This window comes from uncultured Bradyrhizobium sp., assembly GCF_947648125.1.
GTDB lineage: Bacteria > Pseudomonadota > Alphaproteobacteria > Rhizobiales > Xanthobacteraceae > Bradyrhizobium.
On the sequence record NZ_CANSMR010000001.1, the window covers coordinates 140,199 to 153,744 of the forward strand.

At 61.2% G+C, this 13,546-nt stretch carries 11 protein-coding genes and 1 pseudogene; 4 read left to right on the plus strand and 8 right to left on the minus strand.

All coding sequences use genetic code 11. The annotated features are described in order from the left end of the window. Positions 1-517 precede the first annotated feature (517 nt). On the minus strand, positions 518-1,687 hold the full coding sequence (locus Q0030_RS00675) for an ISAs1 family transposase (RefSeq protein WP_298362022.1): 1,170 nt from the start codon (positions 1,685-1,687) through the stop codon (positions 518-520). 113 nt (positions 1,688-1,800) lie between these two features. Between Q0030_RS00675 and Q0030_RS00680 the strand changes: the two genes are divergently transcribed. Continuing rightward, positions 1,801-2,076 (plus strand): hypothetical protein, encoded by a 276-nt coding sequence (locus tag Q0030_RS00680; protein ID WP_298362025.1) that lies wholly within the window; start codon positions 1,801-1,803, stop codon positions 2,074-2,076. A gap of 286 nt (positions 2,077-2,362) precedes the next feature. Here the strand turns inward: Q0030_RS00680 and Q0030_RS00685 are convergent, their stop codons facing one another. The 6 genes from Q0030_RS00685 to Q0030_RS00710 form a co-directional block, all read right to left on the minus strand. Beyond that, a complete protein-coding gene (locus Q0030_RS00685; RefSeq protein WP_298362027.1) occupies positions 2,363-3,070 on the minus strand; it encodes a hypothetical protein in 708 nt (235 codons plus the stop codon). A 101-nt stretch (positions 3,071-3,171) separates the two neighbouring features. After that, entirely contained in the window at positions 3,172-3,621 is a 450-nt protein-coding gene (locus Q0030_RS00690) for a hypothetical protein (RefSeq protein ID WP_298362029.1), read from the minus strand. Positions 3,622-3,652: 31 nt separating this feature from the next. Continuing rightward, complete coding sequence (locus Q0030_RS00695; RefSeq protein WP_298362031.1) at positions 3,653-3,934, minus strand: hypothetical protein; 282 nt, start codon at positions 3,932-3,934, stop codon at positions 3,653-3,655. A 95-nt stretch (positions 3,935-4,029) separates the two neighbouring features. Then, positions 4,030-4,788 carry an MbeD/MobD family mobilization/exclusion protein gene (locus Q0030_RS00700; protein ID WP_298362034.1) on the minus strand — a complete coding sequence of 253 codons (759 nt, stop codon included), beginning with the start codon at positions 4,786-4,788 and terminating at the stop codon, positions 4,030-4,032. Between the two features lie 15 nt (positions 4,789-4,803). Beyond that, a complete protein-coding gene (locus Q0030_RS00705; protein ID WP_298362036.1) occupies positions 4,804-5,412 on the minus strand; it encodes a hypothetical protein in 609 nt (202 codons plus the stop codon). A 73-nt stretch (positions 5,413-5,485) separates the two neighbouring features. Beyond that, positions 5,486-6,157, minus strand: a complete 672-nt coding sequence (locus tag Q0030_RS00710) for a CerR family C-terminal domain-containing protein (RefSeq protein WP_298362039.1) — start codon at positions 6,155-6,157, stop codon at positions 5,486-5,488. A gap of 484 nt (positions 6,158-6,641) precedes the next feature. Here Q0030_RS00710 and Q0030_RS00715 point away from each other — a divergent pair, with 484 nt between their 5' ends. From Q0030_RS00715 to Q0030_RS00725, 3 genes are all read left to right on the plus strand, one after another. Further along, a complete protein-coding gene (locus tag Q0030_RS00715) occupies positions 6,642-7,718 on the plus strand; it encodes an efflux RND transporter periplasmic adaptor subunit (RefSeq protein WP_298362043.1) in 1,077 nt (358 codons plus the stop codon). Continuing rightward, positions 7,715-11,047, plus strand: coding sequence for an efflux RND transporter permease subunit (locus Q0030_RS00720; protein ID WP_298362046.1), 3,333 nt, complete (start codon positions 7,715-7,717; stop codon positions 11,045-11,047). The genes Q0030_RS00715 and Q0030_RS00720 overlap by 4 nt, the downstream gene beginning before the upstream one ends. A 143-nt stretch (positions 11,048-11,190) precedes the next feature. Then, entirely contained in the window at positions 11,191-11,880 is a 690-nt protein-coding gene (locus tag Q0030_RS00725; RefSeq protein WP_298362049.1) for a peptidase, read from the plus strand. Between the two features lie 374 nt (positions 11,881-12,254). Here the strand turns inward: Q0030_RS00725 and Q0030_RS00730 are convergent. After that, positions 12,255-13,491: pseudogene (locus tag Q0030_RS00730) on the minus strand (IS701 family transposase); the annotation flags it as partial. Between the last annotated feature and the right edge of the window lie 55 nt (positions 13,492-13,546).

Sequence of the window (13,546 nt, forward strand, 5' to 3'; positions counted from 1 at the left end):
AAGAAGCACGATAGCATTCCCATATTCATTGCCGCTCTGGCGGCTGGTTTTGCCCAGCATGCACCGGTGCCTCACTCAGAGGCGCCGGCGACTAGTGCGGCGAATTTGAAGTTCCTATCAATTTTGCCGCGAGTTCGTTATAGGAACTTCAAATTCAAGAGCCGCACTAGCATCAATAAGTTGCTAGAGCTCCTTTGATTCCGAAGTTCGCATCAGAGGTCGCCGCGATAGGTTGCGAACTTCGGAATCGGAACTCTAGTAGTTAGCATCTACTGAGGATTTCCTCACTTAACAACGGTGCCCACGAACTACCGTTCTTAAATCGAATGAATCCTCAAAGTTTAAAACGCCGCCGAATACCAGTTCAGCATCTTTCCGAAGAGATAGCCGCCGACTAGAACGGCCATCGCTCCAAATTAACTGGCCAAACAGCATCCTTTCATGGAAATCCCAGCTTTTTCAATATGAGGCCGACTTGGTGGTCAGCTTGATCTATGTCCAGGGCTCCGAATCCAGGTTAACGCGAAGGGTGTCCGAGGATTGTGGCGAGGTAGCCGGGCTGCCAGCCGGCGCGCTTGCGTCTGAGCTTGATACTTCGCTTGTCGTCGACAGCGCGGATAAGGTTGATGGCGAAGTGCCTGACGACGGCCATGTTTTTCGCACCATGTCCCGTTCTCAGGCGCGATTGGTCTTCGCTGAAGGTGACGTCGAGGACCCAGTGGAGGCTGTTCTCAATGGCCCAGTGGCCGCGAACGGCTTCTGCTGCGCGACAGGCCGACAGGGTCGCGGACGAGACGTAGTATCGGGTCTCGAAGCGGCCGCGGTCTTTCAATTCGGCACGTGAAGCCACCCTGATGATCGTAGCGACGTCGGGCAGGCGCAGTTCGCCGGGAAAGCGGCGGTCGCCGTTGAGCCAGTCGACCTCGCGGGCGACGGTGACCGTTCGCTGCTCGATGCGGCCGTGGCCTTTATCCACGTCGGTGGTGCTCTGGAGGCTGGCCGCAGGAGCCTCGGCGAAGAGTGTCTCGATCTCGTCGCGTAAAGTCGGCTGGTTGGCCTTCACAGCCAGGAGATAGTCGGCCTGCGCGCGCCTGATCGTGGTGGCAACGGCGGGATTCGTGGCGATGGCGTCGATCGAGACCAGCGCACCCTTGAGACCATCATTGGCGGCGAGCCGCTCAACCAGGATCGGAATCGCCGTTGTTTCGTTGGTCTTGTCCGCGACAGCTTCCTGGCCGAGCACCAGGCGGCTGGTGGTTGCGAAGGCTGAGACGAGGTGAAGCGGCGCTTTGTCGGCGCTGCGATCGTGACTTCGACGCGAGGTTTTGCCGTCGATGGCGATAAGATCCAGACGATCGGGCCAAGTCTCCCGCACCCAGGCCGTAAAAGCAGCCGAGAAGAATCCCGGATCGATGCGGTTCATGAGGATGTTGAGCCACCGCGCATCCGGACCCCCGTGATGATAAGGTAGGAAGCCACGCAGGAACGCCAGATGGGCCTCGCCCCATTCGGCGATCCCTTCGTAGTCGTCGCAATCGGCAATCGTGCCGCAGACAACCAGCAGCAGAACCTCCGGCAATGGATGTGCCACGCGCCACGGATCGCGTGGGTCCTCGATTAAGGCAAAATGGTCAAGCAGCGCCCGAAGACGCGATTTCTCGGCAGGTATGAGAATGGTCAAACTCATGGCGGCGGCTCCGAATCAGGGCCACGCAACGGAATCAGACTTCACCCAAGCCGAAAACCTCCGTTAACCTGAGTTCGGAGCCCTGGATCTATGTGAACAGCGATTGAGCGAGGTTGAGCAAACCGCTAAAGGCGCCCAAGAAGCGGTCCGGAAGCCTTACGCGCCAGCGCATTCTAAAGGCGGCGTTGGCTCGCTTTGCGCAGATTTCCTACGAGGAGGTCGGTCTACGTGACATCGCGCTGTTCCGTTACGGAGCCCATCTCATCAGGATATCCGCGGCGCGTGGTGAGCACGACGGCAGGACCGTCTATACCTGCACGATCAATCTGCAGGGGCCGGGAGAAACCGTGTTTCTTCGACGTCTGATTCCTCGCCGCGCGCTGCTGTGAATTCATGCACGAAAGGCGGGCCGTGGCATTCGTGTTGTGGCGACGCAAAGGCGGCTGGCTCGTTTGCCGGAGGCGAGGGGCAGCCTTGGGGTACCGCCGCTTGACCGGGTCAATGTTACGGCGGCGATGCCGAAGCGGGCAAAGAGAGCGCGAGGAAATGACCGCGGCGGCCGGCAGAGAACCCCGCCGCTAGCTTTATCGTCCGGCTCCGAACGGCGATGCAGTTCCGGATCATCGCCGTGCTTTCCGGCGTGAAATTTCGTTCCCCGTCCAGAACTTGAACAAATCACCTCGAAGTGTCCCATGCCCCTGGCTCACGCAGGGACAGACCGAAACCGGCGATGGAGAGGCCGTAAAGCACGACATCGACGCAGACGACGAGGTCGGGATCGATTGCTATCGCTGTAAGCCACATGACGATGGTCCAGAAGGAGCAGAACAAACCGGTCAGGCCGCCGGCCATGAGCCATGCCGTCCTGTCGTCCTTGGCGCCGAGCGTCGCGGCGATCCAGATCCGCAGGGCGGCCGAGGCAAGGAAGAGGGTGCAGAACAGCACGAAGATCTCATTCGAGATTGCGGTCGAGTTCCTGTAAAGGATGGCTCCGAGGCCGATATACAGTAGTCCGCTCGCGATCCAATCGAGATAGAGAGCCGGCCAACCGATTCGGATGATGGCGATGCAGAGCATCACGCCGCCGAAGATTGCCGAAATGCCGGGGACGTAGTCGGGGAGTTTCCTTCCGGAAATCGGGTCCATTAAAGCCAGTGTTGCCAGGCTCATCAGAACCACGCCGAGCACCGCGAGCCGAAGCCCGTCGGCAGGCCCCTTGAAGCGTTTTGCCGTGCGCTCGCGCCGTGCAAGCACCGCCGCGCGCACGGCGACGAGGTGCTTGACGCCGAATGGAGGGGATAATGGCTTCGACTCGGTCGGATTCGGTCGCCGCCGGCAGCTTTTGCGATTGACCCGATGTTTATTGTGCAGGCGAACCCTCATTCGCGGCCCCTCGATCGCCGCCTTGTTCGTCGACGTCTGGCGGCAGTTCTCCGTCGGTCAATATCGTCATCTTTGAACGGACGGTTCCTCCAACGGCTTGTTCAAGATTTGCGGGACGCCAGCAGTTTGCGCAGCGCAGACAAGATACCGAAACCAAGTGTGAGGCTATCGCCAAGGCTCTCGATGCGATGCCCTGCGGCTGTCAACATCTCTACCACCCCCTGTGAGTCAGCCATCGCGGTCTCGAGTGCGGCCGCCTCCATTTCCGCGAGCGCTTCAAGCTCGGGCGAGGCTGGCTCCCGCAGAGCGTAGACCAGCAAACTGAACGCTGCTGCAAGATAGATCGCAGCAATCGCCAAGGTAGCTCCGAGGTCGCCGAACGGAACCCGGATCGTCAGGAACAGAGCGTAGGTCGCAAGACCGGCGGCGACGATGATCGCGGCGACCGCCAACGCGCCCGCCATCGTGCGTCGGATCAGTTGCCGGAGGAGAACTTGGCGGCGAAGCAGCGCCATCCGGGCATAGAGTTTTGCCGAGCTGAGAGTGGACATGGTTTGGCCTTTCGATCGGAGCGGGAAACGGTCAGCGGAGCCGGCGACCGATAACGACGCCGAGCACAAGGCCGACGCAGAGCACACTGAGCGCGGTCAATCTGGGGTACTTGTCCAGCTCTTCACCGAACTCGTCGAGCATGTCGTTCAGCATCTTCAGGAGCGTCTCGACGTCATGCGGGTCATGCGTGCCGCCTGCCTGCTGCTCCTCCACGCGAGGCGACGGGCTCGGGCTTCTCTGCTCGGTCGCTGTTCCGTGGGCTCGGGCGTCTAGCTCCGCCCGTAGGGCCGCGATTTCACTCTTAAGGCTCATCGTCTTCTCCGCGATTCTTGCGCAAGAGGAGAGCCTATCCGCCCGGACAGGAGAGGATCGAAACGAGTCCTCCCCCCGGGTCCGAGCGTATAGGACTACTGGATCGCGTCCTTGATGGACTTGCGGATCGAGTTGTATGTGTCGGCGAAGCGCTGCTGGGCGTCGGCATAGTTTCGCATCACGGCGTCCCATGCTTCGCGCGAGGCCGTCTGAAGGCGTCCGACCCGTACCTTTGCCTCATCGACCTGGGCCTTGAGGCCGTCGATGCGGGCGTCAATGCCCGCTCTCTGCTTGGCGGCGAGCTTGTCGGCTTCAGTGCGCAGCTCATCGATCGATTTCTGCCATGCCTTCTGGCGAGCCTCGAATTCAGCCTCCAGTACGGCCTGACGGGTAGCGAGATCGGCCTTTACCGTATCGAGATACTCACCCACCTTGGCCTGGAACGCGCTCGAGCGTTCGTCGAGCGCTTTGCGTGCATCGGCGACCTGAGTATCCGTCCAGGTCCGCGCGTTGGCTGCGGCTTCTTCGGCCTTGACGCGATAAGCCTCTCGCGTGTCCCGAAGTTCCTTGAGCGCGGCGTCGGCCTTTGCACGGACATCCGCCTGGCGCTTGGCGAGGTCCTGCTCCAAATTGGCGATGGCGGCGTCGAATTCGGAGAGCCGGTCCTGCGACCACTGTATCGCCTGCCGGGCCGATGACGGCTGGTTCTGATTGGACCGAGCGGCGTGCGGGGCCTGGTCCTGCGCAAAGCCGGCTGCGCAAACCGTGACCTCGGCAAGGATTGCAAGGCAAAAAGCCCAGGAACGTGATTTCATGTCATTTCTCTCTTGGAGATTGAACTGGGACAGTCGCAAGTCGAAGGGACCGCATTACAGCAGCTTCGAGAGTGCCTCTTTGATCTTCTGGATTGTACGGTCATGAACGGCCCTGGCCTCGGCAAGTCCGCTCTTCACGGCGTTCCAGGACTGGTCGCCGGCATCCTTGACCTCACCGATCCGGCTCTGAAATTTCTCGGTCTCGTCCGATAGGCGCTTGATCGCGGCGTCGAACTCGCCGCGCGCCTTGTCCACGATCTCAGTCGCCTGTTTGCGCAGGGCTGTCAGGGACGCCTCCCACGACCGGCGCTGGGCTTGCGCGCGCGCGGCAACGACATCGCGCACCGTATCCGCCTGATCCCCGGCAGCCGACAGGAAAGACTGGAACGCCGATTCCACATTGACCCACTCGGCCTCGATCGCACTCTGAACTTCCTGGGTACTGCGCTTGACGGCGTCGGCCTCCGTGCGCAGGCCGTCGTAAAATCTCCGCAGATTGACCTGGGATTCTTGCAAGCGTGCCAGCGCGCGGTCGGCCTCCTTACGTGCGCTCTCCTTCAAGTTGGCGGAGGATTTCTCCACCTCCGATATGATCGTGTCCAAGTCATCGAGCCGCTGCTTTGCCCAAGCGACGCTCTCATGCGCATAAGATTGTTCGGTCATTGCTTGTTTCCTTGCTTGTTTGGGGATAGAAAACGATGAAATGCTCCGAACCGGCCGCCTTTCCGCTCACCTGTCATTGGGAAAGCCGGACTTCCAGGAAGTCACTGCGACAGAGGTCGCGGATCATCTCTTCGATCTGGCGCACGCCGCTGTCCTGAATTGTCTTCCAGCCCATGCCGCGAAGCAGGATGCCGCGAAGGAGCCTGAAGCTGATGATCGCGGTGACGATCGCGCTTACGCGCAGCCGTAGCGCCTCACCTTTCGGGGCGCCTTTGTAAAAATCGCCCGCGAACTCGACGAGATGCTCCAATAAGGGCACGATCGCCCGCTCATGGATCAGGGCGAAGGCCTCGTCATTGTCATAGGCACACCGCGCCACAAACATCGTCCACGTGTGCGGCTCGGCATCCCTCAAGAGGAATTGCAGGAGACTTACCAGTGCTTCCTCGAAGCGCGCAGCTTTGTCGCCTGTTTGCGGCCCTTCCAGGATGCTGCCTATTTCCCCGAAACGGGCATGGGCATACTCCGCAATCGTCTCTGCGGCCGCCAAATACAATTCCTTCTTCCCTCCGAAATGGTAAGGAATGGCCGAGAGATTGGCTTTCGCGGCTTTCGCCAGCGTGCGTGTGCTCGCTCCTTCATATCCGACAGCACCGATCACCTCGATCGCAGCCTCAATCAACCGAGAGCGCGTTTTCGCGCTCCGCATTTCGTGTCCGCTGGGTGTCGCTTCGTCTGTTTTCATCAGAGGCTCTTCCCTTTTCATGCGATAGAAGTTAACTCATTCGAATGAACTTTTCAAGGATCAACATCGCACAGATGCGCCAGTCGCGCCGCGCCGGGATCAATGCGGATCAATTTCTTAGGTCAGTTCAATAGGATGGGCCGCTCTCAATCGCCGGGCTCGTGCTTGTTTTTGCCGAGGAGAGCGCCCCGTGACGGCGCTTGCGGGTGGGGCGGGCGTGTGCAGCGAACCCTCAGAGGCTTGCTTATTCGGAGCCGGAGCGTCCGCTCCGTCCTGCAAACGACCTTGCCGGTCCCCCGGGATTGGTCGCTCGAACGATTCCCCACAGTCGTGTCGACCGCCAGCGTTACGCTCGACGACGTGCAACCCCGCGGCCTTCTGCTCGACGAGCGGGCGGACGGTCGATGCATCCGAACCGTCCGTCACCGCCCGGAACGACCTTGTGCCCTACCTTTCCAGATATAGCAGCAAAGGACGACTAAGAATGCTCAGCGCTTTCCGCGGCGCCGCCCTTCTGGCTCTGCTCATGCTTCTTACGACCTGCAACGAAAAGGTTGCGAACGAGCAGCGTGCAGTCAAGCCGATTGCCTCGCCTGTGACCAGAGTCGATGTTGTTGATATTCCCATCACCTACACGGTCCCAGGCTCCGTCGTCTCCGACGGACGTGTCGACGTGTCCTCGCGTGTGGTGGGTTTCATCGAACAGCTTGACGTCCGGGAGGGGAATAAGGTCTCTCGCGGCGAACTGCTCGTGCGCATCGACCAGACCGACATCGACGAGGCGATCCGCCAGGCGCAGGCCGCCGTTCGCGCGAGCCAGGAGGATTTGGACGATGCCGAACGGGACGTCGAGAAATACGGCAAGCTCATCCAGACCGGCGCGGTGGCGACCGAAACGCTGCGCAAGGCGAAGGTGAGGCTCGACATCGCCGGCGCGACGCTCGACAAGGCGCGATCGGCTCTCGCCGCCGCCGAGGCGCAAAAGGGCTATGCCACGATCACGAGCCCCGTCGATGGCGTCATCGTCTCCGTCGCCAAGCGCCGCGGCGAGATGGCGATGGCGGGATCCACCATCCTGACTGTGGAATCCCACGAGGTCCTGTTGTTCAAGGCGTTCGTCTCCGAAAGCAGCCTTGCTCTGATCGGCCCTAAGACGCCGGTCACGGTCCGGATCGATACACTGAAGGACATCCCGTTCCGCGGCAAAATCCGAGGCATTGTACCTTCGGGCGATGACGTCACCCGCCGCTACGAGATCAACGTCATTCTCCCCAATGACCCGTCTCTGGTGCCGGGCATGTTCGGCCGCGCGCAAATCCTCCTTGGCATGCGGAAGGCGCCGGCTGTCCCGCGCAACGCCGTAGTCCGTCGCGGTGGCCTCGACGGCGTGTTCGTGCTCGACGGCAAGGTGGCGCGGTTCCGTTGGCTGCGCACCGGGCGGGAGCTCGCCGACTCCGTGGAGGTTGTCGCTGGGCTGTCGGGTGAGGAGACCATCCTGGCCGCCGCCAATGATGCGGTGCGCGATGGCTCGGTGATTGAGGCGGCGGAGAGCGCACGATGAACGAGCGTCACCTGAACTTCACCGGGCGTCTTGCCCAGACCTTCATCACCTCGAAGCTGACCATCGTCTTCATCATCGCAGTGGCGCTGATGGGCGTGCTGGCGGTTCTGCGGACGCCGCGCGAAGAAAACCCGCAGATCGTGGTGCCCGCCGCACTGATCACCGTCAGCCTGCCGGGAGCCTCGGCCGCTGAGGTCGAGGATCTGGTCGTTACGCCCCTCGAAGGAATCCTGAGCGAAATAAGCGGCGTCGATCACATCGAGAGCACGGCACAAAACTCCCTTGGCACGGTTCAGGTGCAGTTCAAGGTCGGCCAGCCGAAGGAGGAGTCGCTGGTCAAGCTCTACGACCGCGTGCTTGCGAGCCGCAGCCGCCTGCCGACCGATGCGGGGACTCCGTTTGTGCGCAGCATCGACGCCGACGATGTGCCCATTCTGACCTTCACGTTGGCCTCGTCCCAATACGACGACTATGCTTTGAGGCGGGTCGCCGAGCGCATGGCCGAGCGGCTGCGCAGCACCGATAATGTCTCGGTGGTCAGTATCCAGGGCGGCCGGAGGCGGGAAATCGCGATCGAACTCGATCCGAATCGCCTGCAGGCTTTCGGCGTGACGCTCAGCCAGGCCTACGCCGCATTCTTTGCGAGCAATCTGTCAGCGCCCCTGGAGCCGACGGTGCGCGATGGCAAGGTCGAGGCCATCAAGCTTTCCGCTTCCTTCGCATCGGTGGAAGATGTCCTGAATCAGGTCGTCGGCGTTTACAATGGCCGCCCGGTCTATGTGCGCGACGTGGCGACCGCAACCGACGGCCCGCCCTCCGAGATCACTACCTTCAGCCGGTTCTCGTTCGGACCCGGAGATCCGCGCTTTGGCCAGGCAGACTCGGCGGATCTGCCGGCGGTGACCATCGCCGTCTCCAAGAAGAAGGGCGCCAATGCGGTGGTGGTGGCCAATGCCGTGATCGACCGCGTCGAGCGCATGCAGGCATCCTTGGTGCCCAAGGACGTTCAGGTGATCGTCACACGCAATGACGGTGAAAAGGCGAATGCCGCCGTGAACCTCCTTCTAGAGCATCTTCTCATTGCGCTGGCGACAGTCGGCCTGGTGCTGATCTTCTTCCTCGGCTGGCGCGAGGCGTCGATCGTCATGGTGACGGTGCCGCTCATTCTATCGATCACGCTCGCTGCCGACCTGCTCGGAGGCGTCACCATCAACCGGGTGACCCTGTTCGCGCTCATCCTGTCCCTGGGCCTCCTCGTGGACGCAGCCATCGTGGTCATCGAGAACATCCATCGCCACTACGGCTCCAAGCGGTCGCGCATCGGCAAGGAAGCGATCACGGTTCAGGCGACCAACGAGATCGGCAACGCCACCAACCTTGCAACCGTTGCGGTCATGCTGGTGTTCAGTGCTCTGTTCTTGATCACCGACATGGCGGGACAATACTTCTATCCGGTCGCCTACAACGTACCGATCGCCATGGCGGCATCCCTGCTGGTGGCCTATGTCGTCACTCCCTGGGCGGCCAATCGCTGGCTCCATCGCCACGCCGTACAGGAGGAGGATGCACATATGCAGGAGGCGACCCATGGAGAGCCGGGAAAGATGGAGCGTCTTTACCTGCGCCTCATCACGCCCTTGCAGCAGCGCCGGTTGATGCGGCTTACCTTCGGGGTCGTCATCCTCCTCCTGATGGGGGCCTCCATCATGCAGGGGGCCTGGCAGTTTGTCCGTCCCGCCGGGGTGGGGGGGACGGTCTCGGCGCTGGGCGTCCCCTTCGGCTTCCTGCCGAAGGACAACAAGAACACCTTCAACATCGTGATCTCTATGCCGGAAACCGCCCCGGTTGAAGTCACCGACGGGTTTGTGCGCGAGGTCGCGACGCTGCTCGCAAGGGAAAAGAGCGTCCTCAACTACCAGACCTGGATCGGGCAGGCAGGCGTTGAGGACTTCAATGGCTTGTTCAAGGGAACGGCCGGGCGCACAGGCAACTACGTCGCCGAACTCCGCGTGAACTTGATCGACAAGCATCACCGCTGGGAGAGTTCGATCGACATCGTCCGCGAGCTGCGGCCGAAGGTTGACGCCATCCGCGTGTCCTATCCCGGAGCAAAGGTCGCGCTCGTCGAGGATCCACCGGGTCCTCCCTTGCGCGCCACAGTCCTCGCTGAACTGTACGGCCCGGATTCGGAGGGGCTGCGGACATTATCGGCCGAGGTTCTCAAAGCGTTCGCTACGACCTACGATATCGTCGACCTCACCAATACCGAGCCGTTCGACATCGTCGAACACCGCATGGTGCCGGACAAGGAGAAGGCGGCACTATCAAGGGTTTCCACGGCCCAGATTGCCGAGGCGCTGTCGCTTGTTTACGGCGGAAAAATCCTCAGTCGCGTCCATCTGCCTGACGAGAAGAATCCGGTCGACGTCAGGGCCTTCGTGCCGCGCCGCTTTGCGGTGGACCCGACCCGCCTCGACCGGATATTCGTCGGCAATGCTGACGGCAAACCGGTGCCGCTCTCCGAACTGGTTGAGGTGCGGCCCGCGTCGGCGGACCGGCCGATCCTGCATCGCGACAACGAGAAGGTCACCTTCGTTGGCGCGGAACTGTCGAAATCCGTGCCGCTCTACGCCGTGCTCGACCTTCAGCGGCGGCTCGACAGCATTACCGCGCCGGACGGCCGGCCGTTGAAGACCGGCAATCTCGGTCTCAACCGCGACGCGCCCGACACCATCGACGGCTACCGGCTTTTGTGGGGCGGCGAGATGCGAATGACCCTCGACATCTACCGCGATATGGGGAACGCCCTCGGCGGCGCCTTGATGCTGGTCTACCTGCTTCTCGTCGCCTACTACCGCTCCTTCCTGATCCCGATGATCGCCATGTCGTCGGTGCCGCTCGGCATCATCGGCATCTTTCCGGGGCACTGGCTGGTTGGGGCCGACTTCTCGGCAACCTCGATGGTGGGCATCATTGCACTGTCCGGCGTGGTAATCCGCAATTCACTGCTGATCATCGACTTTATCCAGGACAACCTCAAGTACGGGATGCCGCTCGATGTGGCGGTCCGGCAGGCCGGCGCCGTGCGCCTTCGTCCGATCCTGCTGACGACGCTCGCCATCGTCCTCGGCTCGGCGATCATGGTCGGCGATCCGGTTTTCGGCGGGCTCGCCATCTCACTGATCTTCGGAACGGTGGTCTCGACCGCGCTTGCGGTTTTTGTCGTGCCGATCCTTTACGGTCTCAATGCGCAGCGACGCTCCCCGAGCGGGAGGGGAGGAGGCCCCAATGTTGCGATCCTTGGGTCGGAGACCAACCGTCACGAATGACCGAATTTGGCGGCGTCCCGAGGCTCTCAACCTTGACCGCGATTTCATCTCGAAGAAGGGGAGGGGCTTGGATCGCAGACGGCCGGAAGCGGCGTTTGCGACACCAGGGGAGGTGGCTGATCCCAAACGGGATGATCTTTGCAATGGTCGCACTTGAGTTGACGATGCTCACACCTTCGGATGTGGCTGCTCATGCTGCTCTCACACCCTCACTTCAGGACGAGCAGCGTGGCGATGACTCTGCGATCGACCACAGGATCACTGAGCGCGAGCTCGAACTGTTCCGGTCGGTGCAGGTGCCGCTGCGCAGAGCCATGGAGATTGCTGAAGGATTGCATGCTGGTTCGAGGACCGTAGACATCAGCTTCGATGGCGGGAAGGATACGTCTGTCCTTTGTGTCAAGACTATAAAGGACTCCCTGGGAAAACGCGATCGATGCGCAGTCGGGAGCGGTAAGGGGCGACGAGGTCGCTTCATCCACCTCATCGGGAACGATCGCGTCGACTTCGCTGCCCTAAAAGGCATACGGCAGAGCGTGTCGGACGCGGTGTTCATCGCTGAGAAAGCGACCTCGGGAAAGGCCATCAGTGGAAGCTTGACACGTGAGAACGGTAGACTGAACTTCGTCATCATCGTCCTCAGCGGCGACGACCTGAAGCGGGTCGTTCTCGAACCGCCGAGGCCCAATCTCTGGAAGCCGGTTTTCCATCGTTCAAGACAGCGGGAGCTGCGCAAGACCCATCGCACGAGAAACAGGGCAAGGGCTGATATGTTTAGCCACATAAGTGGCTCCATGATGTTACCTGACGATCGGCTAGCTTTGTTCAGTTGATTCCGGACGCAAGGAGGATTGGCTCGGCCGAGTGTCCATCAAACCGACGCCGCTCCGCGTTCCGGCACTGCCCGCCCGCGTGACGGTGATCGTGTCATGTAGCACGGCGGAACAAAAGAACGCGCTTTATGGCCGAGCATCCAGGCAGACGTTTCTTGCTGGCATCGCCGCAGGCCAGATCTGCTGTCCGTTCGCGAACAACCTCGCGCATCGGATTGGTGAAGTCGGCGCGTCCGGCTTTTCCGCAGCGGCTCTTTCTCACCTAGCACTACTTTGGCACTTTAGGCTTGGCGATATCTGCAAGGAACCTGTTACAGTGAGGACATTGTCGGGGTGGAGGTCGCGCGAAGAGGTCGAGGATCGCTTGCCTGATGGCCGGCATGCTTGGTTGTGGTGGCGGTCCTGAGATTCTTTTTTTCCGTCCCGCTGCTTTGAGGCGGCGGGATTGGCGTAGGCGATCATCGTCATCAACGCGTGTCGATGTAATCCCGTCCAGGATCTACCTTCGAAGTGGTCGAGCCCAAGCTCCTCCTTGAGCTGCTGGTGGGCCTGTTCACAGACCCACCTGGCCTTGATCGTGGCAGCGAGCGTCTTGATGGTGGCATCGGCCGGCAGGTTCGACACATAGTATTTTTGCTCCCCGGTCGACCGCCGCTCGCCGGCGAGCCAGACCTCGTCGCCAGGCATGCGCTGCATGCGGTTATCGAGCATCCGGTGCTTATGGCCATCCGCAACGCGGACACGGCAGGCAGTGAAGAGACATGTCAACTGACCTTTGGTGCCCCGCCGCCAACTGATTCTTTGCCATTTGCCTTCGGCCAATAACGCTTCAGCAGAGACCGGTGGCTGATCAGGGATGTGGTATTTTCGGGGCTTTCCGGTCTTCGCGATTGGGAAGATCAGGGCAATATCGGCGGGATAGACGTTCTGGCGCCGCGACAGACCCACCGCCCACAGCAGACCGCGCTCGCTCAAAGCCTGACGGAAAGGCCCGCTGGAGCCGTACCCTGAATCGGCAAGCACACAGCCGAAACGCACACCGGAGGCGATGACGCGGTCGATCTCCGCCAAGGCGATCTCTGGCTTGGTCCGCGCTGCGCGGTGCTCGACTGGAACACCCGCACGCTTTAAACGCACCGGATTACTCGTCCAACTCTCGGGAACGAAGAGACGTAATGCCACCATGACTGGCACTTCACCCCGCGCAAGCGTCAGCGACACCAATGTTTGGCAATTGGCCGTCTTGCCGAGAGACGAGGCATATTGTGGAGCGACACCAACCGAACGATCGCCCTTCTTCGGCATTGCCGTGTCGTCAATGACCAGCACCGCATCCCTGCCGCCGACCAGGCGATCGGCCTGAACCAGCAATTCCGCCTTCAATGGCGCTGCATCCCAAACGCCATCAGCAATGAAATGGTGCAACTGGTCATACTCGCCCGGTGCCAGCCGCGCCGCCATCGGCTGGACGCTCTTGCGATCACCCGGTCCAATCAATCCCGAGATAGAAAGCGGACACATCCGCCGCCGCGCCTTGTGGCCTAAACGATCCAGGAATGGCTCGAGCCAGCGCCCAAGCTCGTCTTCCCAATTCGACTTCGTGCCCACCATGGTCGGCCCTCCAAAAGCCGACCATCCATGAATCATTGAAAATCCGATTCGGGAA